The sequence below is a fragment of the Vibrio sp. PNB23_22_6 genome (assembly GCF_052877535.1).
This window is the reverse complement of the sequence record NZ_JBNFXP010000037.1, coordinates 1-20782: the sequence shown is the minus strand read 5'-3', so window position 1 is coordinate 20782 and position 20782 is coordinate 1. Positions and strand designations below refer to the sequence as shown.

Below are 20782 nucleotides of genomic sequence, written 5' to 3'. Positions count from 1 at the left end.
TGTGGCAGAAGGCTTTGAGCGCATTCACCGCACCAACTTAGTTGGCATGGGCGTCCTGCCGTTGCAATTTAAACCGGGCACCACCCGTCAGACGCTCGAGCTTGATGGCAGTGAGTTGTATGACGTGGTCGGTGATATCACTCCGGGGGCTGAGCTGGCGTTAGTTATTACTCGCACCAATGGTGAAAAACTCGATGTGCCGGTCACCTGCCGCTTAGACACGGCCGATGAAGTGCATGTCTACCAAGCGGGCGGGGTACTACAGCGCTTTGCACAAGACTTTTTGGCGCAATAAAGCATAAAGTGAGTGAAGGCTTTGAATGCCTTCACTCACTTTATCTAAATTACCCCAAACTCAGGTTAAACTACTTTATGTTGAGGTAGCCAATCGCTGCATAACTCACCCCATTTTTCCCATTCTGCTTAACTTGATATAATGCATCATCGGCGTATTTTAGCCCTTGTTTAAAAGTACAGTTCGGATTACTTAATGTCACTAAACCAATACTTACCGTTACCCGATGTTCGGTAAAATACTCCTCGACAGAGTTACATATCCTTGTTGCTGTCAGTACGGCTTCATGTTGCGTTGTGTTCGGCAATACAATCGAAAACTCTTCGCCACCTATTCGTCCAAATATATCGCTTTTACGTAATTTACTCGAGATTAAAGTACAAAAGGCCTGCAGCACATTATCGCCAGTACAATGACCATAAGTATCATTAATATGTTTAAAATTATCTAAGTCTAAAATAAGCATACTGAGTGATTGACCATTAATATTTGACTGCGCCATCTGCGTTTCGGCAAGTTGAAAGAAATAGCGTCTAGTGTATATGCCAGTCAGCCCATCGTAATACGCTAAATCCTCAAGCTCCTTCTCGCGCGCCTTGCGTTGGGTAATGTCACTGAGGCTCCAAATAATAACTTCACTATCACTACGATGCTTGTTTGCTGCAAGTTCAAGCCAACAACACTCAGCATCGGCGTTTATGAGTGCAACGTCGAGCGACAAAGACTCAACAAACTGAGAAGTACTGAGGTAATGTTTAATCTTCTCTTTAGATGTATCATCAAAAAAAGAAAGAAAAGGTTGGTCAGAGAGCATTGATTGATTAAGCAGTTTGCTTGCTTTTGGGTTTGCGCAGATAGTTAGGAGGTCTCTGTCTGTCACAATGAGTGCGCAAGGGCTACGATCAAAAAATATTTTAAACATTGTGCTATCAATCTGCTTTGCTTCTTCGAATAGCGACATCGTTTAACTTCCTTGTTGATAGATGTTTTCTTATGTGAATCTAAGCATAGTAACTCTTCTAATATTTTTCAAATCAATACGCTACTGTTCTCCCAATGAGTTTGGAGGGGCGAATTAGTGTTTTGATCTGTACAAACAACTAAATCAATTGGCAGATATGCACGCAAAAAAATGTGACGATACCTATCAATGAATAATGGTCTATAACAGCTTTTTTAAGTGTTTGATGGGGATTGCATAGGTAATCGCACTTGGGTCAGATAACAAGGATTCTTTGGTAGATTTGACTAACACTTTATTGATGACCGCCACGACCTCACCCGTTTGTGGGTCGAAAACGGGGCTACCACTATTGCCAGGATAGGCAGTGGCGTCAAGTTGATAAACATTGTAAGGGTTTTTAAGCGCTTTCAATTGCTTTATTGTAAGCGATTTTGTGTTTTTTGCGGGCGTAGCAACAGGAGTAATGCTAGATATAATCCCTCTGTGTGTGACAGGATTAAGACCTAGTATTGCGCCGATAGGGAAGCCGGTAAAAGCAAAAAGTTCGCCTTCTTTTACATGTTTTGATGATAAAGATAACGGTTTGAGTGGCTTGCCTGATATTTTAATCACAGCCAAATCATGCTGGGTATCAAGTTGCTCGACGTTTGCATAGCGCATTTCTATGTTTGCCCCTTGTCCAATATATATCACCAGTTTTTCTTTTTTTGCATTGAGGTTGGATGGGATGACATGGGCATTGGTTGCGACTTGATGCCCATCTCCAACGACAAATCCTGTCCCAAGTATGTTCGATGTTGGTGATGAAAGGCGGTTGTATGTCCCTATCGCAACAATCGAAGGCTTTATTTTTTCGATGGTATTAGGTAAGCCTGCTGCATGAGTTGAAGAGACTAGTGATAACACGAAAAGGTAACAGATGTAGAGTAATCCTTTTGTCATAAGTATTCATTCCCAGTTGTGTCCGATTTAGAAAGGTACTAAATCGGACGATGGTTTCGGTTTGAATGTTTATTGACCTGAACGGCTTACCTGACTTTCAAGTTCGCTCTTAGCTGCAACCAATTGAGGGTCTTTAGTGACGATCTTCGACAACACGTCACCAGCTTGTTCTAATTGTTGATCTGAAAGCAGCGCTTCAGCAAAATGCAGTGCAACTTCGGCACTTTGTTGGTTACGATTATAGGCTAATTCAAGAAGTTCTAATGCTTTACTGATGTTACCTGACTTAAGTAAGCAATAACCGTAGGTATCGGCGATTTGATAGCTCTGACTAGCCACTTCATGTGCTTTTTGTGCGTATTTACAAGCGGTATCAGTTTGGTTTTTGTCTAAATAAAGCCAAGCAAGGTTGTTGAGCGCAATCGCGTTTGTGGGGTACTTAGTAATAATATCTTCATATTGCTCAATTGCTTTGTTGGGCGTCGACTCGATATGCAATTCAGCCAGCTTGAGCTTTAAAGGCGCAGCAGACTCACCATGTTCGTCAATGACGCTGTTTAAGAAATCGATGGCTCGCTGCGTTTGCCCGCTTAATTGATAAATAGCGGTGAGCTCTTTGGCTGTCTGTAGGTTTGGTAGGAGTTCATAGCGTTTCTTTTGTACTTCGACTGCGGCGTTATAGTCTTCTTTTGCGATGTAAATCAGTCCCTGAAGACGCAGTACATGAGGGGTTTTCTGCACTTCATCAGGCAGGGTATTTATCTTGCGTGTTGCTGATTTAAGATCGCCCTTTTTAATCAGTAGCTCTACTTCTATTAAAGGAAATAGGATGTTGTTAGGGAAAATCTTTTGAGCCTTCTTGGTGAGTTTTAAACTTTCTTTGATATCATTATCGTTGCTGGCTAAATGAATACTTTGTATGTAAGGGCTTGGATTATAAGGTTCTGCAGAGATCCAGTTTAGATAGCTCTTCTTCGCTTCGGAACGCTCCCCCAATGAAAGGTAGAGTCCGCCAAGCAGCTTCCAAACTGTTGCATCTTTGTCAACGCTAGGTAGCGCTTCAAGCAAATGAATCGCCGCTTGTTTGTTGCCGGATAATGACAATGCATTGGCTTTTTGAATTTTTAAATGGCGATTAAATGGATCTGCTTCAATTTGCTCGTCGAGCAGCACAAGTGCGTCTGGTAGTCGCTTCATTTGATGACTGTAATCAATGAATCGTCCATTTACTTTATGGTTGCTTGGCATCTGTTTTTTGGCTTCGATGAGTAAAGCTAATGCGTTCTCAGTGTTGCCAGTATCGAACTCAATGGCTGCGATCTCAACGATAGACTGGACATTATTCGGGTTAATTTTTCTAACTTGGTTAAAATAAGATTTAGCGGCGTCAAGTTGCCCTTTCTCTTTGGATACGAGACCTTTAACCATTAATGCGCTAATATCATCTGATTGGTTGGCGAGCCAGTTATCGGCGATCGCATCAGCCTCATCCCACTGAGCACGAGCTAAATAGTAGTTAATTAGCCCTTGCTTCGCATCTTCGAGTGAAGGGTCACTATGTAAAGCGGATTGCAGATTTTCTACACCGGAAGCATCATTGTTGGAAAGCTTGATCAAGCCAACCGTAGCTTCAGCCTGACTGTTATTGTTGACAGAAGCTTTTTGGGCCAATTTCAAAGCGGATTGATGTTTTCCTACTTTAGCCAGCTCTAAACTGGCTTGAGATACAAACCGGCTGTCTTCTGGCGATTTGATCTCATAGTTATTAAGTGATTCAATTGCTTCATCAAAATAACCCAACTTGAGCTGAGTGGTGCTGTAGAGGCGATGGACGAGGTGATTGGCTGGTAATTGTGGGGCAATTTTAGTAAATATTCTGTGCGCTTGTTCGTATTGGCCAAGTTGATATGCGGACACCCCGGAGATCGTTGACGCACCAAGACTACTCGATCCATTATTTAATGCACGATCGGCATGAACTTTTGCCGTCGCATAATCTTTTTCCGAATATAGAATCATGGCTTCAAGTTCGTTAACTTGAGGAACTTGATTATTTATTTTTAGCAACTGTTTTACCATGGGTTTTGCTTCGGTAAACCGATCGGCATGAACCAACGCATTCGCCATGAAAAATAATGCATACTGCTTTGCACCTGGTGAAATTTTGTACCAATGAGTGTAGCTGTCATACGCTTTATCAAATTCTTTCTTTGCTAGTTCTATATGGCCTTTTAGTTTCCAAATATCGCTATTCGAATTCTCAGATGCTAAAAGTTGTTTGACTTCTTGATAAGCCAGATCCTTTTCATTGCTCGCCGTTAGATATGTTGCGTGGGCGAGTTTGGCATAAACGGTTTCTTGACCAGCCTGGTCTATTAACATTTTTGCGCTATCAAGATTGCTTAATCTGATTTCGGCCATTGCGGCGATAGCGAGTATATCGGAAGAGGAAGGGGAATCACTGAGCTCAAATTCTTCGAGAAGTAACACTACTTCGTCGGATTTGTTTTGGTTTAGCAATGAACGAGCCAGGAGTGGCAAACTTTCATCGATGTTATGACCATATTTTATCGCCCTAGATAGTTCTTTTTCAGCATTCGCATAGTAACCCTGTTCGAGATAGATCTTCCCTATCATAAAGCGAGCTAAGCCATCTTCAGGGGATTTCTGGATAGCATTTTTCAGCTCAATCATGGCAGCGTTAGTCTCGTTTTTACTGAGGTACACTTTAGCACTATCAATGTATTTGTTTGCAAAGCCTTCTTTCGAGAAAAGTAGAGTCGCAATTGTCAGTCCAACTAGAGCAAGTCGGTTAGGTACAAAATCCATTTCATATGACATGATATATCTCGGCATTAAAAAGTTTAAACATTTTTAGAATAGACGCTATTAGTTAAATGTATAAATTTTCATTTATTTTTAAGCAAAGGGATGATGTTCAACCCATAATTGGATGGTGTGACTGAATCGTGCAATGGCAGTTTCATGCAAATTCGAGGAGATGTCGCCAGGAAGACGAGACCCAAATGGATGGGCCACGTAATATTTAAGGACGAATTTTGAATAGTTGGCAGCGGAATAATATTCAGTGTGAGATATACAAAAAACCAAGTAAGGAATGGCTGAGTGAGGCGTGGTGTGATTTAGAGTTGCACGCTAAACCCAATTTTTTCCTTACGTGGTTATGGATTGGTTCTTGGTTAGATTGTTTTGTTAAAGATTTTGCGGTGATAGAAGCACGGAAAAATAATAGAACAGTTGGATTGGGGATAATTGTGACTCAATCCGAGCACTTTCTTTTTATTTCCTTTAAAAGCAAACACTTTCTTCACCGAACAGGCATCCCTGCACATGATCAGATTTGGATTGAGTACAACGATTTTCTCATGGATGCAGAGGATGAAGAGGCAATTCGCGCTGCTATGATTGAACGCCTTACCTACGAAGTAGATAAGTCTGATGCGATTGTCATCGGAGCCAGTGACAATACCAAGTTTGATTATATTAGCCGCTTAGGGTTAAAGAAAAGAACCGTGTGGGAAACCAATAATTACGCCCTCAACTTAGAACAGCTAAGGGAAAACGATCAGTCAGTACTTCAATTTTTATCACGTAACTCTCGGTATCAGATTGTAAGAAGTATCAAGAAGTATAACGAGATTGGTGATATTACTTTGGAAAAGGCGAGAACCTTCGAACAAGCCAAGGAGATGTTACAAATTGCGAAACCGCTTCATTTGGCTCGATGGAATGGTGAGCATTCTCGAAGTGGATTCTCTAACGATGATTTCATTGCTTTCCACGAGCGTTTGATTGAACAAGGTATCCATACTGGCGCAGTCGAGCTCTATCACATTAAAGCAGGTAACGAGACCTTGTCGGTCATGTACAACTTTAGGCACGACAACCATATTTATTTCTACCTATGTGCGATCAATTATTGTCGCAGCAGTAAGCAGTATAAGCCTGGTCTCGTTTCGCACTATTTACTGATTAATAAGGCATTAGAAGAAGGTATCTCCTCTTACGACTTCATGGGTGGAACGGCGAGATACAAAGAGACATTTTCTAATACCAAGGGAGAGTTGTCGGTTAATCAGTTCGAACATCCAAGCTCATTGCTCATGTTGGAGCACGCTTTTCGTAATACAAAACTTTGGATTAAGAGCCGAATCATGGGCCCAACTAAAGGGCCCAACTAAAGGAGGGCATCGCCATGAGTTGTAAACTATTAATTGGTGGACCGAAATGAGTGAATTGCACTAGGAGTATTGTGGAATGCTCGCCGATTTGAATAAAAAGATTGCGATTGGCTACCTTTGGAACCTCTTAGCAAAATGGTTGAACAGAAGCGTAGGCTTGATATGCACGCTATTGCTAGTCAGGATCTTAGAACCAGCAGATTTTGGTATTGTCGCGTTAGCCAGTATCGTTATGGCCTTTTTTGTCATGCTTTCCAACGCTGGTACTGACAAATACTTGATAAAAGCAAAACTATGCTCGGATGAAATGCTAGATAGCGCCTGGTCACTGAATATCACATTGAAGCTCGTTTGCAGTATGACGTTAGCCATGTTGGCAAAACAATTGGCAGTCTATATGAATGAGCCCGCATTAGTAGACGTGTTACTAGTATCTTGTTTAATTCCGGTGTTAAGCGCATTCAAAAACGTGGGTTTGGTTAGATTTGAAAGAGAACTCAATTACAAACCACTCACTCAACTTTCCGTTACCGTTAAGATAGCGGTTGTTCCAGTGACGTTAGCGTTGGCGCTGTATCTTAAAAACTACTGGGCTTTGGTGATTGGTCTGATCGCCAGTGAAGTTATGACGGTGATAGGGTCGTATATGATTCATCCGTATCGTCCCAAATGGTCAATTAAGTTATGGCATCAACAATGGTCTTTCTCTAAGTGGCACTTGCTGTCCATGACGAGCGGTTACTTGCGTTCGCGTATCGATGCCATCTTGCTCGGGCGTTATTTAACCAGTAGTGACGTGGGGATCTATCGTGTTAGTCAAGAGTTTGCCTGGCTTCCTTTTACTGAGCTGATTGCACCTGCAACAAGCTCGATGTATTCGGGGCTAACGCAAGTACGAGAAGATAGGGAACAATTGAGTAATAGTATCTTGAGATATTTAGCTATTTCCTATCTTTTGGTTGTTCCTTCTGTGCTCGGCATCTTTGCATTGAGTGATCTTTTTACAAATGTTGTCTTAGGCCACAAATGGGCTGAAGCATCGCCGATAATAGGCATGTTAGCCATACTTATGCTGTCAATGCCATTAAACATATCTTTACAGGCGGTTTTAACGAGTTTATCGAAAATAAAGTATCTGATTCTGCTCGATATAATAATGATAGCTGCGGTTGTGAGCATAATCATCTGGCTATCTAGAAGCGGCAGTTTTGAACTATTGGTCTATACCGAGTATCGAGTTCTACTGGTGGGTTTGTTTATATTTTTGCTATGTCTGTCCTATAAGGCTCTTGTTGGTATGTCCGTTCTTCGGTTAATGCTAGTTGTTCTTGCTCCCATGCTTCCTGCCATGGTGATGGTGCACGTTGTGACCATTATTGAAGGGCTGCTTGATTATCCAGATGTGATAAATCTAATGATTTTGATTTTGGTTGGCATCTTAGTTTATGCCCCACTTATGTTAGTGGTAATTTTCTCCTCAAAACAATGGCTCGACGAATATGCTTTTATATTGAATGTATTAAAGAAAATTAGACCTTCAGTACAGAATGGATGACTATACTTACTGGAAAAGTAAAACAGGGATGGTTGATAGCCTTAGTTGCCACAGGAATTATAGAAGGTAAGGGTAGTGAGAGCACGGAAAGCGGAAAAGGCGCTTCAGATAACGGACGATTTTGAAGCACAAACAACAAAAATTAAAAAGGAATCGCCGACGGTTCTCGTTTTAGGCGAAGACACGCGTAGCTTTCTTTCGGTGATACGCTCCCTTGGTAGGGCCGGCTATACGGTGCACGTAGTGTGCTATGATCGAAAAAGTGCCTCATTACAAAGCAAATACATATCGCAATCATTCTTTTATGATTATCAAGCCTATACGCATGAACAGTGGCTAGCCAATGTGTTGTGCTTGGTTGAAAGGTATCATTACGACGTGATTTTTCCTTGTGATGAAAGAGCAATCTACCCACTTTGGAAGATAAGGGGTAGCTTACCTGTAACCACTAAGCTCGCCATCGCCAACCAAGAATCTCTTGATGTTCTTTTTGATAAGTGGAAAACGAAAAAAGTCGCGCGACGGTGTCAAGTCCCTGTAGCAAATGGAAACTTAATCAAACATTCTCAATATGACTACCAGCAGTTGAAAAATGAATTTGGAGAGAAGTTTGTACTTAAGCCGCTGCAATCTTTTGAAATGACGTCTTTAGAGAAAAGAAATAAAGTTGTCATTGTTAATGCAGAACGAGACTTTACAGATTTCATACATTCCAATTCGGACAGTAAATATTGCTTAGTTGAGAGCTACTTTAAAGGGAATGGAGAAGGGTTATCTGTTCTTTCATTGGAAGGAAAAGTTCACTCTGCATTTTCTTATAGAAGATTGGCAGAGCCGTACTCTGGGGGAGGAAGTTCCTATCGAGTTAGCACGGAAATTGAGCTAGAACAACTAACTGCAGTAGAGGCGATTTGCCGTGAAACAAAGCTAACCGGTTTAGCAATGTTTGAGTTTCGAAGAAACCTACAAACCAATCAGTGGATTTTAGTCGAGGTCAACGCAAGAGTGTGGGGCGGACTTCCTTTAGCGGAATATGCCGGCGTCGACTTTCCGAGGATGTATGTTGATTACCTCTACCATAATGTTGAACCCTCAATTACAGGCAAATATTCTGCTGGTATCACCGCCCGATCATTGACTTCTGATCTGTATGAAATTAAACGTGAAAGCGAAAAGTTCTCAAGAGAAGGAGGGCGTTTAAAAGCATTAACACATATGGGGTCACGTCTCGCTAAAATAATGCGATGTATTGCACCTAAAGAAAGCATTGATAGTTTACGCATTGATGATCCCAAGCCATTTATTGCAGAAGTAAGAAGTATTAGAACAAACATTACCAATCCTATCCTCAAAAAAAATCGTTATCTCACGCTTTATCGTAGATGGAAGGTCAAAGGTCAACTACGAATGTTACTGTTAAGTAACCCGAGAAGAAGAGTCGTTTTTATATGTTACGGCAATATTATTCGAAGCCCGTTTGCAGAAAGATATTTTTCCAATCTATTAATCTCAGATGAACTAACTTTGCCGATTGACTCCTTTGGTTTTCATCAAAAAGAACGAAGAACGAGTCCAAATATCGCAAAAATAGCGGCACAACAGATGCAGTGTGATTTAAATCATCATACTTCTAAATGTTTGAGCCAGCTGGATCTTAATGAAACGGACATCGTGATTTACTTTGACGAAAAGAACCGACATGCCATTAACACAAGTTACCGAATCCACCATGCATACTGCGCTGCAGATTTTCTAGACAGCCGTTATCCCGACCTTAGTGAAATTGAAGATCCGTATGAGAGTGATGTAGAGACCATTGCTGAGTGCTACAAAAAAATAACAAACGCATTGAATAACTTTATTGAAATTTATAGAGAGGCGAAGCGATGAGAAAACTAAAACTGAGTGTCGTTATACATGCTGAGGAAGAATTTGATTGGGATGGGGGCTTCTTCCGGTCAAATACGAGAGTAAATCATGGTAGTGAGTTGATTGAGTTGGTCGATGAAATAATAAAGGTGGGTGGCAAAGTAACCTTAGCCATGGATTACCCTTTCGTTACAAGCGATGATGGGAAAAAGGTCATCCAACATTTTAAGCCGTTACAAGGAAACAAGATAGAATTTGCGACGCACTTGCACCCCTGGGTGAACCCTCCCTTTGAACATGACCAAAATGAAGTAACGAATCGATATTCTTTCCCCGGGAATCTGGCTCGGGATATGGAATTTAATAAAATCAGAGTGCTCACAGAAAAGATAGAAGAAGAAACCGGAACTCGACCTGTCACATACCTTGCGGGAAGATATGGTATTGGCACAAACAGTGCGGAGATACTCAAAGAGTTAGGTTATAAAGTAGACTTAAGCATCTCCGCTTACTCCAACTTTTCTCATGTTCAAGGTCCGAACTTTGTCGACTATACCAATCAAATACATACCAAAGACGGTCTGACGTATATCCCCCATACTTGTTCAATGGGCGCGATAAGCAAACGGCTTGAAAAACACTTAAACCTTACGCCTTCGACCATTGGCTTTATACAGCGAAACAAGACGTATCCTTTGATTGCACGGATGTTACGAATCAGAAAATACCGTTTGTCGCCGGAAGGTTTTTCTTACCCACTTATGAAAGCGATGACTGAGAGCCAAATGAGTATTGGTCAGAACGAGTTTGTGGTTTCCTTTCACTCGCCTAGTGTAAAAGTCGGCGGGACTCCGTATGTGAGAACAGAAAAAGATTTAGATAATTTTAAACAAGCACTATTTCAATATGTTGACTGGTTCAATTCCATTTCAGGTAGTTCCGTTTTTTTGCCTAGTAGGGTGTGTGACAATGATAAAATTAAAAAATTTTTTTAACAAAACAATGCATGTGAAGAGATATTATTATAAATCTATTATGGAAATATAAAAATCTTAGATAATTAATTGATCGGCAGAGCACCGTAGTAGTCAATATTGAATGATCGAATAGATAACGGTATTAATAAATTAAGTTAGGTGTAAAGTTGAATGTTCAAAAAAAATTGATAAATGCATATTTTTGGAATGTGTTTGGAAAGTGGGGTGTTCGTACTATTGGCATTGGTAGTACTTTAATCCTTGTACGTCTGATAGCTCCTGAATCGTTCGGTATTATTGCATTGGCTGGAATTTGTATTGGTTTCTTTGAAACGCTTCAGGCAATTGGTATCGACCGTTATTTAATAACTAAAACTAGTCTTAGTCCCGAGGATATGAACTCTGGATGGACGCTTAATATAATATTAAAGTTAACGATTAGCTTGGCTTTGGTTATAGCTTCACCTTATATGTCTTATTACTTTGATGAGCCAAGGTTGGATTTGGTTATCACAGTGGTAGCGGTTAATGGTTTTTTTTCTTCGTTCAATAATATTGGGTTGATTAAACTTAAAAAAAACCTAGAATTTAAAATGATCTCTTATCTTGAGTTGGTTGTTAAAGTTATATCGACAGTGGTAACTGTAATTTTTGCTTATTTCTCACCAAACTATTGGGCATTGATTGTTGGTAGTGGCGCTTCTGTCTGGATATATCTTTTTGGTAGCTATATTATATGTGATTATCGGCCTAAGTTTAGATTTAAGTTTGAACGTTCGATGTTTTCATTTTCTATATTTATCGTATTTAGGAATGTTCTAAGCTATTGTAGAAACAGAGGGGATACTTTTGTTGTCAGCAAGTTATTTGATGTGTCATCTATTGGTAAATATAAGGTAGGGTTGGATTTTGCCATTATGCCGTTCTCTGAAATTATTATGCCTGCTGGTCAGGCAATGTTTCCAGGTATGGCTAATTATAAAAATAATAAAAATGAGTTGTTGGATAAATCTTATAAGTACTTAGCACTTGTATATTTATTCCTCATTCCAAGTGTCGTGGGTATTTGGTTTATTGCGCCGCAATTTTGTACTGTTATACTTGGCGAGAAATGGAGTGATACCGCACCTATTATGTCATCGCTCGCTATATTGATGATCGCTTACCCTATTAGCGCAATGACAAATAATCTGTTTGATTATTTAGGAATGCCAAAATTTGGTGTGTTCAATGATCTTTTTGGATTGATGTCCTTATTATTCATTGCAATATCATTTACATATGATGGTGTTGACCAATTCTCACAATTTAGAGGTTATATTGGTTTGGCAACTTTCTTGTTTGCTATTATATTTGCAAGGATTACGATAAGCTTTTCGATAAAGAAAATGTTAGAGATTATAATTGTCCCCGTAGCAGCATCCTTTTTTATGTATATTGCTTTATCTAGTGTATACTTTGATGACAGTATGACATTGCTTGGCATGCTTTCTAATGTTTTGTTTGGTGCAATGGTTTATACATGTTGTTTATTGTTTTTAATTGCGATATTTAAAAGTTACTCGGATGTTTGGTGTTTTTGGTATGCGAAAATAATAGACGCATCGAATGGTTTAAGAAATTTTAGAAAACCATCTTGAAAGCCATAAGGTAAGTCTGTCACTAAACCGTGACTAGTTTTTTACCTGCAGGTCTTTTTTACAGTCAACATGTATAAATAGTTGTTTGATATAGATAACAGTACCTATGTTTTTATTTGATTAACTTTTTCTATTGGTGAACGATGCCAAATTGCCGTAAGCAAGGCATCAAGGACAAGCTCTTTGGATATTTTTCATTGACCAACCAATTACCCGCCGAGAGAACAGGTCTACAACTACCGCCAGATACAGCCAGCCTCCGTGCGTTTTGATATCTGTAATATCAGTTACCCATGATTGATTGGGCGCGTGCGGGTGAGCTCTTGGGCGAGCTTGTTAGAAACAATGATGTTTTCGATACCACCTTTGGCGCGTGGCTTTCGATAGACTCTTTGCGACTAAATACCTTCTCGCTTCATTAGACGATGAACTTGGTTAATTCCACTAATTTCCCCTTCATCTCGCAGGTCACTGTAAATTTTTCGATAACCATACACACAGCCTGACTCTAGTCAAATTGCTTCATCAGTCCAAGAATAGGCGAAATTTGTCTAGGAGATCGGTGGCAGTCCAATCATTGGCTCTAATAAGAACTCATCAATGTTTCATCTCTTAGAACGTGTTGCATGAGTACTGTTCAAATGCTTGAAAGTGATCGCATACCCTCTATACGATTAAAGCTATTTAGGCCCACTGTAGTATGTTTCTTGTTCAGTTTGGCTTGGGAGGAACAATTATGGCAACAAAAAAATTATTCGCCTGTTTTTTATTGGGCGCTATGTTATTGGGGTGCAAAACTACCCTTATCGATCAGTCTTTTACGGCTGATACGAGTTGGCAAACGATAACATTAGACAATGGACTCATTCTTCATATAAAAGAAGTACCGGGGGAAGCGGTATCGACGCGCTTGTTGGTTCGCACTGGTTCTAGAGATGAAGCGGATGACCAAAAAGGTTATGCGCACTTTCTTGAACATATGGCGTTTAACGGCAGTGAGTCCTTTCCTAAAAATGAGATAGTCGTTCTATTCGGTGAAGACGGTGTCGCGTTCGGCCAGCACCTCAATGCTTTCACTACACATGCGAATACCGTCTATCAGGTGGATCTTCCTTCTGATGACAAACTTACCAACGCCTTAACCTGGTTCAGAGAAATTGCGACTTCACTGTCTCTAGATCCTGAGGAAGTGTCTAAAGAGCGGGGCGTTGTTCTGGGAGAAATGCGTTCTCGATTTCAAGCACATGGAAATCCAGATTTTGAAATTTACCAATTAATTGCAGAACAGTTATACGATGCCAAAGGGTATGTTATTGGCAACGAAGACAGTATTCAAAATATCTCAGAGCGCCGATTGAGAGATTTCTACCAAACTCACTACACACCAAATCGCAGTGAAATCTTTATTGCTGGTGATGTTGACTCTACTTCGGTGATTACCGAGGTGGATGCCATTTTTGGCCAGTGGTCTGCACCAGAAAAAGGGGCTCCTACCAAGAATATCTCACCACTTAAACGCTCAAATAGTACCGTTCTCGGCGGCAATGACGGTTCATTCCCATCAACGACCTTACTGTTGGATCTAGGTGCAAACCCAATGGTGTCGGCAGCTGATTTTGAAGACTTTGCAGCGGCGAGCATCTTGTCTAATGCCATCAGCACGCGCTTGAACGATCGGGCGCGTGATTTGAACGTACCCATTCAAAATACTCATGCAGTTCTGATTCAATGGTTTGAGCATATGGTGATGAAAATCCATATCTCCTATGAAGCGCAGGACCAACAAAAAGCAATGCAGTTTTTGGGTAAAGAGCTGGCAACGTTGAGAGACCATGGTTTAAGCACTTTGGAGCTGGATGCACAAGCTAGTGCTTTCCTAAAACTCGAATCAACCTTTGCGGACAACTACACGGCACGTAACTTTGCCGAGGATCATGTCTTCTTTCGTATGATAGGCAGACAAACATTATCTCCAGAGACTTACAAGTCGTTATCTGAAGACTTGGTCAATCGTGCTGACAAAGCGTGGTTTAACAAGAGGCTAACAAGTTTGCTTGAAAGTGATGATATCCAAACTCTCGTTACCATCGATCGTCATAACTTTTTCACTGAAGCACGACAAGAACAATTGGCTTTCGTTTCTGATATGGAGAAAACGTTCAAGCAGAGCGGCAAAGCGCTAATATTACCGGAAGTACTATCAGACTTTCCCCAGCCAAGTAATAGCGGTGAAATCGTGTTAATTGAGAAGCTCGACCCCAGCACGACCAAGTGGCAACTTAGCAATGAGGTAACGGTTTACCTAAGGCATATGCCGAATGCTGGCGATGAAGTTCACGTTTATGCAGGCTCAAAAGGTGGACTGGCAGCCCTTTCGCCTTCACTTCGTCCCGCTGGCGATTTGATTGTAGGAGCTTATGCTGAGAGTGGTCTTGGAGGTTTTTCCTCCAATGATTACAATCGTTTGATGCTCAAAGAAAATGCTTATCTTGAACCAATCATTTGGGAACATTTGCACGGTTTCTATGGAGCATCAACCAAAGCCTCGTTGCCTTTGGTCCTTGCCTCCATTTATCAAGGCTTTCAGCACGCAACACTTGATGAAGAGATGTTTGCCCGTTACAAAACGCAATTTATAACAGGCAGTCGGCAATATCTCGAATCGGCGGATGGAAAGGCGTTTAAGGCAGTCTCAAATGCAATTTATGATTCTGACTCCGTTCGCCATACGAGAGCGTTAGATGATTATGAAAAAGTGACGTCTAGTGACGTGAAACTTGCCTATGAGCACCTCATGAAAACCAATCGTGGAATGGTATACGTCATCGCGGGAGATATCGCAGTAGACGAATTAAAACCACTGGCAAGAAAGTATCTGGCGGCTATGACGTTCAATGAGTTATCCGCTAATGAGCTCTATCAAGTGAAGTTAGATCCTAATGATGAGGAACTCACAATCGCGTTTGGACCGGCAGGTAATAATGTGGAGTTATTTTCCATGTTCGCGCGTAATGCGAAGGAGAAAACCACTAAGGATTATTTCTTGGCTGACATAGCAGGGCGTATTGTAACTTCCCGTTTGACGGAACAAGTCAGGGAATTCGGGAGTCTGGATTACTCACCTCACTCTTTTGTAATTTGGCCTGAAGGTGCAGACACCCAGCAACTGTTTATTGTGATCAACTCTTCTCTCATCAAACGAAAAGAGGCACGAACAGCCCTGAACCAGATTGTTAACTCTATTGGTAATGGAGCCACCATAGAAGAGTTCAACAGTACAACAAAGCAGTTATCTCATGCCCTACAAGATGGTTTATCTCAACCAAAAGAGCAGGCAAGAATGATGTTCAACTATGTACTTACCGATGCCGATCCTTTGGCTGTAGTTAATCCTGATAGTGTGATTGATTCATTGAGTCAAGAAGACATCAACCAGTATCTGAAGGCGTTTACGTCAAAAACAGCTACTCGGATAGATGTAACTAACTTGCCATCAGGAAACTAATGATTATGCCGGGCATTGCCCCGGCTTTCTAATGTTGGAATGGATGAGAAAACTGATCACTCGAACAGAGGTTTGACATACTCTTAATAATTCATCAAAAGCTAATTTAACAAAGGCAGTGACAAATAAGTGTCCACCTTCGAGTCAGCCTATTGTCGGCAAGCATGTACTTACAGGCCACCTTGGAACAGAACCTGATATCCTCAGAATGACTTACCAATGGCAAAAAATTAGTTAAACTGTTAAACAGAGTTACAAAAGAAACCGATCTAATTTTTTCTGTTTATGAGTAAGATAAATGCAAAAAGATAGATTTTAGAGTGAAAAGTTAGATATTTTTTGTGTAACCCTTGTGCGTAAAAGGATTCCTAACTTTTTTATCTAACTTTATGTTAAGGATATTTTTTTCATCCCACCACTTGAAATCGGTCGGAGATCAGACAAAAAACGTATTTGTAACGTAAGCGACTGTTTCGCGACACATTTACCTAAACAAAACCAAATGATATGTAAGCGTCTAATTAGTATAAAGATGTTCAATAAATGCCCATAAGCTACTAAGGAAACCATCATGAAGAAAGTACTCATTATTGTAACTAACCATGCGAAGCTTGGTGAAACTGACAAAGCAAACGGAACTTACGCACCAGAGCTAACGCATGCGCTTAGCGAGCTACTCGATGCTGGCTTTGATTACGACATTGCTTCGATTAAAGGTGGTCAGGCACCATTATATGGTATTGATATCGAGAGTGATGCAGTAAATGCGAGAATCTTAGCTGATGATGATTTTCAAAACCGTATCAACAACACGATTCCAGTGTCACAGATTAACGGCGATAGCTATGACGCAATCTTCTATCCAGGTGGTTTCGGTCTTCTTTCCGACCTAGCGAGCAACGAAGACTTCGCAAAAATCTCGGCAAAACATTATGAAGATGGCGGTATTCTAGCAGCCGTGTGCCATGGCCCAGGTGCTCTTCTACCTATCACGCTCAGTAATGGCAACAAGTTGCTCGCGTCTAAGTCAGTGACAGGTTTCACTCGTGAAGAAGAGATCGATTTTGGCACTATCAATGATATCCCTTTCCTATTGGAAGAGTTTTTGGCACGTAGTGCAGCTCGTTATTCTAAAGTTCAACCTTGGCAAGAGCTTGTGATTGTGGATGGTCGTGTTATCACAGGCCAGAATCCAACAAGTGCTCATGCCGTTGGTAAAGCCATCGTGGATCTATTGGCCTAAGCGATAATTAGGACTTAAACCGCACCTCGATGCGGAAACTAGTTCGATTAGCATTTCACTCCCACCACCACAGTTGGCACTTTTTGGCTATGAAATGTCGCCATTCGAGTTAGCTAACCGAGCTAACTCGAAAATGTCTAAGAGTTTTCTGTAATACGCACAACACAAAACCTTGGAAAATCCGCCCATCACGTAGTGTGTACCGGCGTTTTTCAAGGTTGTTGTCATCATTCGCTTAGTTATTAAGCGGCTTCTTTTTCTGGATTTAGATGAACCTCACCAACGGGTTCACAGATTCCTAATCTTGCCTGACCAACGCTCTGATGAAGTATTACTATTTGGCACAGCGGATCCTGAACGTCTAAGTTGCTACCGCCAATGATACAAGGTTGCAGTGCTAATACCTTCCTCTTTTGCTACCTGGCTTACAGACATTGAATAAGGAGGTAGTAGCTTCTTCAATATCGCTTCTTTTGTTTCTGTTGGAATGCGATTCAAAACTCATTCATTACCACCCTAACTGGTTAAATTTTAACAGTGACAACAATCCTGCCAGATGGGGTTAGAGGACGTTTTTTAGGCTCTGGAACCGTCACTTGGGGATGATATAGAGCAAAGAATTTTTTCAAGATCGTGTATTTCGCACGCCTCGTTTCAAACTGCTCATGTTCCGTTCTTCTCCAGTACCCAATCAATTGCCGTTTCCCAATAGAATCAAGTCGCGCTATTCCCTCGTGCTGAAAAATATCGTTAATGATGGCGATAAGCCGTTTCATCTGTTTTTTTTTGTACGTCGATTTCTTCCCTTTCTTGGTATAGGGCAGCATACATTGATGAATAAACGCATAAGTTTGATGGTGCATAACTTACCCCAGATAGTTGTTGGTAATGGAAATACGAGAATGTCCCAAGGCTTCTGCCACACATAAGCGCACCTGTTCGTCTCGAACTTTAGCTTCACTCTTTGAAATACTGAGCACACTAGCGAGATAAGCGTGATGTGATTGATGTGAAATGCCGCTTTGTACGGGACTTTTTACGCCCATGAGACGTTCGTACATAGCGTTAGCAAAGTGATGACGTTCTTGATGGCAATGCAAAGACTGAGATGTCAGCTCTCGATACACTTGAGATTGATACTGTGCCCAGGTTTGATGCTCAGGAATAAGGCTTGAATCTTTTCCTTGAACCATAACGGCACGTTGTAACGCTTCAATCTGTGAATAGGCATGAATTGTAACATCTCGAGGTCGACCGCCTTTCGTTCCCTGTTCGATGCGAACATTCTGTTTTGTTAAGGCTTGGTTTAGAGCTTGTTTTGCATCCATCAAACAAGATTCTTTGAGGCGAAGCCCTAATTCTCTCTGTAAGTTGAGTTGAATCCCCAATCTTTCAGAAACGCTCTGTAACGCATTTTTGTGTGCATTTAGAGTAGCACTCTGGTCTTGGGTGGCTATCCCTGTTCTAGTTGGTAGTCCGGCCTCCCTGACGCCTTCTACGCGGCATTTGGTGTCTAATCTGGCGTTTTCCATCGCTACATTCACTGGAGATAGATAATTTTGAACGGTAGACGCTGATATTTCACCACGCTCGTAACGGTCATTAAGCTGCTCCGCAAACCCTTTTACATGGCATTGCTCCACTTTGCGTAAATCCTTAATGAGGTAGTTCTCTTTCAAGAATCGAGTAAAGGCACGTAGTGCGCTTTGCACCGTTGCATTGGACGCATAGCCATTACCTTTCATTTGGTAGGCGGTCATGAGCGCACGAGTCGCGTCACGGCTACGTAGCCCAAAATTTCGGACATTAAGATTTCTGTTCATCGATGTTCCTTGTTTCTTTTCCTTGTTTGCTTGTTGTCTCGCCATGCTCGTCTAGGACGTTAAGTTAAGTGATTACGCACATTTGATTGCGGGGATATCAGCTTGTTGTGCTTCAAGAATGGGCTTATTGCATCCCTCTGATACCGGCGAGTTTAGAAATATTGTCTTTGGTGAACATGCCTAGGGTTTGCATCGAACACGCTCTATTTCAAACGAGTTCGCCCTAGCGCCTATGCTCTGACTTTTTGGTTTTTAAGCTCCTTTCGGAGTGGTTTTGAGGTGGGTGAGAGTGGCTTTCGATCCTAAAACGACCAGAGATCCTTTTCTGAAGGCGCGAGCGAAAAAAGCTCGAAGTAAGAAGGCAAAAGGATTTTTGTTCGATCTAGAGGCGATAGTTAGCCTGTCGTCTAATTGCTTTTTTTCTAAAGCTATTAGATGAATCTCAGTGGAATTAACGAGCAAAGTCGTCGTGGTATTCGAGCGCGATGTTCTCGAATGGATTTCAAAAATGAACTTGTGCTCATGATTAAATGAGAAATCGTAGTTGGTTTAAAACTCGCTACGAAGCGTTGGATGTGAACATTGTTTGCTTCTCTTAGTAGAAGTAAACAAAAATGTAACGTACATGTCGAGTAAAGACGTGTTTTCAGACAACTGAAATGACAAAAAATAGGTGTAAGAAGCGCAGGCTATCATGGTTCATGATGTCCTAAGCTCTTTGATTTGAGCAAAAGTTGAAATGGCATAATGGGCACTTATATCAATGATATTGACCATTATGATCCTCATCGAGGATAAATTTTATCTTAAAAGCAGAGGTGCGGTGTCGCTGCTTTCGCCGCCTAAGCGATCTCGACGATTCTCGTCCGACATACTACCGTTTCCGGCAACCACGTTGTAGCCTCTAAAAGAGGACTTTAGATGCTCCAAGTAGGAGTGTTTAGTGACAATCCAAATGGGACTATCGGCTAAAACTTTCATACTTCACTCACGCTATCACGAAGTTAAAAATTTCCAAAACACTTGATTTAAAGAACGTGATTAAGGTGTTGAGTTTGGAAGTTTGAAAGTAGTGTTACTGTGGAGCAAAAAGGAATAACAACGCCATGCTTCATATTATTCAATTTATTAACGCCATTTTTGTCGTGTGTCTTTCGTTGGTAACGGTTAGTGACAATGCTCAGGCTCAGTTTTGGTTGAAGTGTATAATTGGTGGATATGCATTTATTCTTCTGGTATTCGCTATGTTTGCCTTTCAAAGTAAAAATGAAAAAGGATAACGACGTTAGGAGGTGTTTGTGAATGGTCTATTTGTGATTATTGGTGTCGCTCTGTTGATCAGTATTTTTGCTCTTTACTCGCCTCAGATAAGCGCATGGTGTGAGAGGCAGCTCGCTAAGAAAGATGACAAAAGTGCCCCTTAGAGGACGTTTTTTGTTTCAAACGAACGCTCTGTTTTTTGCCTTGTAAATCGCTCTGAGGGGTGTTTTTGATAGCAAACTCGCCCGTTTAACATAAAAGGAATAATGAACACCTGGTTTGATTGCCACAAGAAAGTCTTTCTCAAATTATGCGCGTTCTTGCCATCTAATTTTTCTTTTCTCTGAGTAACTTATTGATATTTAATTGAGTCATTAGAGAAAAGGCGGCATTATAGGTGAATAAAAAATGGCATTTAGCCGTTTAATAAGCGTTATGCATTAACGGAGAAATTAGTAATTGAGCACTGAAAAGAAAACACGAGACGAAAAAGTTACGTTTCAAGTG

At 41.0% G+C, this 20782-nt stretch carries 14 protein-coding genes and 2 pseudogenes; 9 read left to right on the top strand and 7 right to left on the bottom strand.

From position 1 onward, the window contains the following. A pseudogene (locus ACVA54_RS18750) lies at positions 1-295 on the top strand (Fe/S-dependent 2-methylisocitrate dehydratase AcnD); the annotation flags it as partial. Between the two features lie 70 nt (positions 296-365). On the opposite strand, the gene ACVA54_RS18745 reads toward ACVA54_RS18750, so the two are convergent. The 3 genes from ACVA54_RS18745 to prsT all read right to left on the bottom strand — a co-directional run bounded on the left by ACVA54_RS18745 (position 366) and on the right by prsT (position 5042). Further along, a complete protein-coding gene (locus ACVA54_RS18745; RefSeq protein WP_099081181.1) occupies positions 366-1256 on the bottom strand; it encodes a sensor domain-containing diguanylate cyclase in 891 nt (296 codons plus the stop codon). 201 nt (positions 1257-1457) lie between these two features. Then, a complete protein-coding gene (locus tag ACVA54_RS18740) occupies positions 1458-2201 on the bottom strand; it encodes a S1 family peptidase (RefSeq protein ID WP_099081182.1) in 744 nt (247 codons plus the stop codon). A 69-nt stretch (positions 2202-2270) separates the two neighbouring features. Next, a complete protein-coding gene (gene prsT, locus ACVA54_RS18735) occupies positions 2271-5042 on the bottom strand; it encodes an XrtA/PEP-CTERM system TPR-repeat protein PrsT (RefSeq protein WP_446620133.1) in 2772 nt (923 codons plus the stop codon). A 218-nt stretch (positions 5043-5260) separates the two neighbouring features. On the opposite strand from prsT, the gene ACVA54_RS18730 reads away from it, so the two are divergent. The 5 genes from ACVA54_RS18730 to ACVA54_RS18710 all read left to right on the top strand — a co-directional run bounded on the left by ACVA54_RS18730 (position 5261) and on the right by ACVA54_RS18710 (position 12444). Then, positions 5261-6403 carry a GNAT family N-acetyltransferase gene (locus ACVA54_RS18730; protein ID WP_446620134.1) on the top strand — a complete coding sequence of 381 codons (1143 nt, stop codon included), beginning with the start codon at positions 5261-5263 and terminating at the stop codon, positions 6401-6403. Positions 6404-6479: 76 nt separating this feature from the next. Continuing rightward, a complete protein-coding gene (locus tag ACVA54_RS18725) occupies positions 6480-7958 on the top strand; it encodes an oligosaccharide flippase family protein (RefSeq protein WP_099081185.1) in 1479 nt (492 codons plus the stop codon). A 75-nt stretch (positions 7959-8033) separates the two neighbouring features. Next, positions 8034-9848: an arsenate reductase/protein-tyrosine-phosphatase family protein gene (locus tag ACVA54_RS18720; protein ID WP_446649844.1), complete on the top strand. Its 1815-nt coding sequence runs from the start codon at positions 8034-8036 to the stop codon at positions 9846-9848. Further along, positions 9845-10822: a hypothetical protein gene (locus tag ACVA54_RS18715; RefSeq protein ID WP_446581838.1), complete on the top strand. Its 978-nt coding sequence runs from the start codon at positions 9845-9847 to the stop codon at positions 10820-10822. The genes ACVA54_RS18720 and ACVA54_RS18715 overlap by 4 nt, the downstream gene beginning before the upstream one ends. A gap of 149 nt (positions 10823-10971) precedes the next feature. Next, positions 10972-12444, top strand: a complete 1473-nt coding sequence (locus ACVA54_RS18710) for an oligosaccharide flippase family protein (RefSeq protein ID WP_446649843.1) — start codon at positions 10972-10974, stop codon at positions 12442-12444. A 195-nt stretch (positions 12445-12639) separates the two neighbouring features. Here the strand turns inward: ACVA54_RS18710 and ACVA54_RS18705 are convergent. After that, a pseudogene (locus ACVA54_RS18705) lies at positions 12640-12956 on the bottom strand (DDE-type integrase/transposase/recombinase); the annotation flags it as partial. Positions 12957-13180: 224 nt separating this feature from the next. Here ACVA54_RS18705 and ACVA54_RS18700 point away from each other — a divergent pair. Both ACVA54_RS18700 and ACVA54_RS18695 read left to right on the top strand, forming a co-directional pair. Next, positions 13181-15949: a M16 family metallopeptidase gene (locus tag ACVA54_RS18700; RefSeq protein ID WP_446649842.1), complete on the top strand. Its 2769-nt coding sequence runs from the start codon at positions 13181-13183 to the stop codon at positions 15947-15949. Positions 15950-16520: 571 nt separating this feature from the next. Then, positions 16521-17192 (top strand): type 1 glutamine amidotransferase domain-containing protein, encoded by a 672-nt coding sequence (locus ACVA54_RS18695; RefSeq protein ID WP_099081191.1) that lies wholly within the window; start codon positions 16521-16523, stop codon positions 17190-17192. Positions 17193-17561: 369 nt separating this feature from the next. Here ACVA54_RS18695 and ACVA54_RS18690 read toward each other — a convergent pair whose 3' ends face one another. The 3 genes from ACVA54_RS18690 to ACVA54_RS18680 all read right to left on the bottom strand — a co-directional run bounded on the left by ACVA54_RS18690 (position 17562) and on the right by ACVA54_RS18680 (position 19015). After that, entirely contained in the window at positions 17562-17627 is a 66-nt protein-coding gene (locus tag ACVA54_RS18690; protein WP_409120358.1) for a hypothetical protein, read from the bottom strand. An 89-nt stretch (positions 17628-17716) separates the two neighbouring features. Further along, positions 17717-18055, bottom strand: a complete 339-nt coding sequence (locus ACVA54_RS18685; protein WP_446644573.1) for a hypothetical protein — start codon at positions 18053-18055, stop codon at positions 17717-17719. 3 nt (positions 18056-18058) lie between these two features. After that, the gene (locus tag ACVA54_RS18680; RefSeq protein WP_446581830.1) at positions 18059-19015 is read right to left on the bottom strand and encodes an integrase domain-containing protein; all 957 of its coding nucleotides are present in this window, start codon (positions 19013-19015) and stop codon (positions 18059-18061) included. 1298 nt (positions 19016-20313) lie between these two features. Between ACVA54_RS18680 and ACVA54_RS18675 the strand changes: the two genes are divergently transcribed. Next, positions 20314-20439 (top strand): hypothetical protein, encoded by a 126-nt coding sequence (locus ACVA54_RS18675; protein ID WP_259343787.1) that lies wholly within the window; start codon positions 20314-20316, stop codon positions 20437-20439. Positions 20440-20782 lie beyond the last annotated feature (343 nt).

Coding starts and splice junctions, on each gene's coding strand:
- ACVA54_RS18715 (WP_446581838.1), top strand. CDS start 9,845: ATGAGAAAACTAAAACTGAGTGTCGTTATACATGCTGAGGAAGAATTT.
- ACVA54_RS18745 (WP_099081181.1), bottom strand. CDS start 1,256: ATGTCGCTATTCGAAGAAGCAAAGCAGATTGATAGCACAATGTTTAAA.
- ACVA54_RS18740 (WP_099081182.1), bottom strand. CDS start 2,201: ATGACAAAAGGATTACTCTACATCTGTTACCTTTTCGTGTTATCACTA.
- prsT (WP_446620133.1), bottom strand. CDS start 5,042: ATGTCATATGAAATGGATTTTGTACCTAACCGACTTGCTCTAGTTGGA.
- ACVA54_RS18725 (WP_099081185.1), top strand. CDS start 6,480: ATGCTCGCCGATTTGAATAAAAAGATTGCGATTGGCTACCTTTGGAAC.
- ACVA54_RS18680 (WP_446581830.1), bottom strand. CDS start 19,015: ATGAACAGAAATCTTAATGTCCGAAATTTTGGGCTACGTAGCCGTGAC.
- ACVA54_RS18685 (WP_446644573.1), bottom strand. CDS start 18,055: ATGCACCATCAAACTTATGCGTTTATTCATCAATGTATGCTGCCCTAT.
- ACVA54_RS18700 (WP_446649842.1), top strand. CDS start 13,181: ATGGCAACAAAAAAATTATTCGCCTGTTTTTTATTGGGCGCTATGTTA.
- ACVA54_RS18695 (WP_099081191.1), top strand. CDS start 16,521: ATGAAGAAAGTACTCATTATTGTAACTAACCATGCGAAGCTTGGTGAA.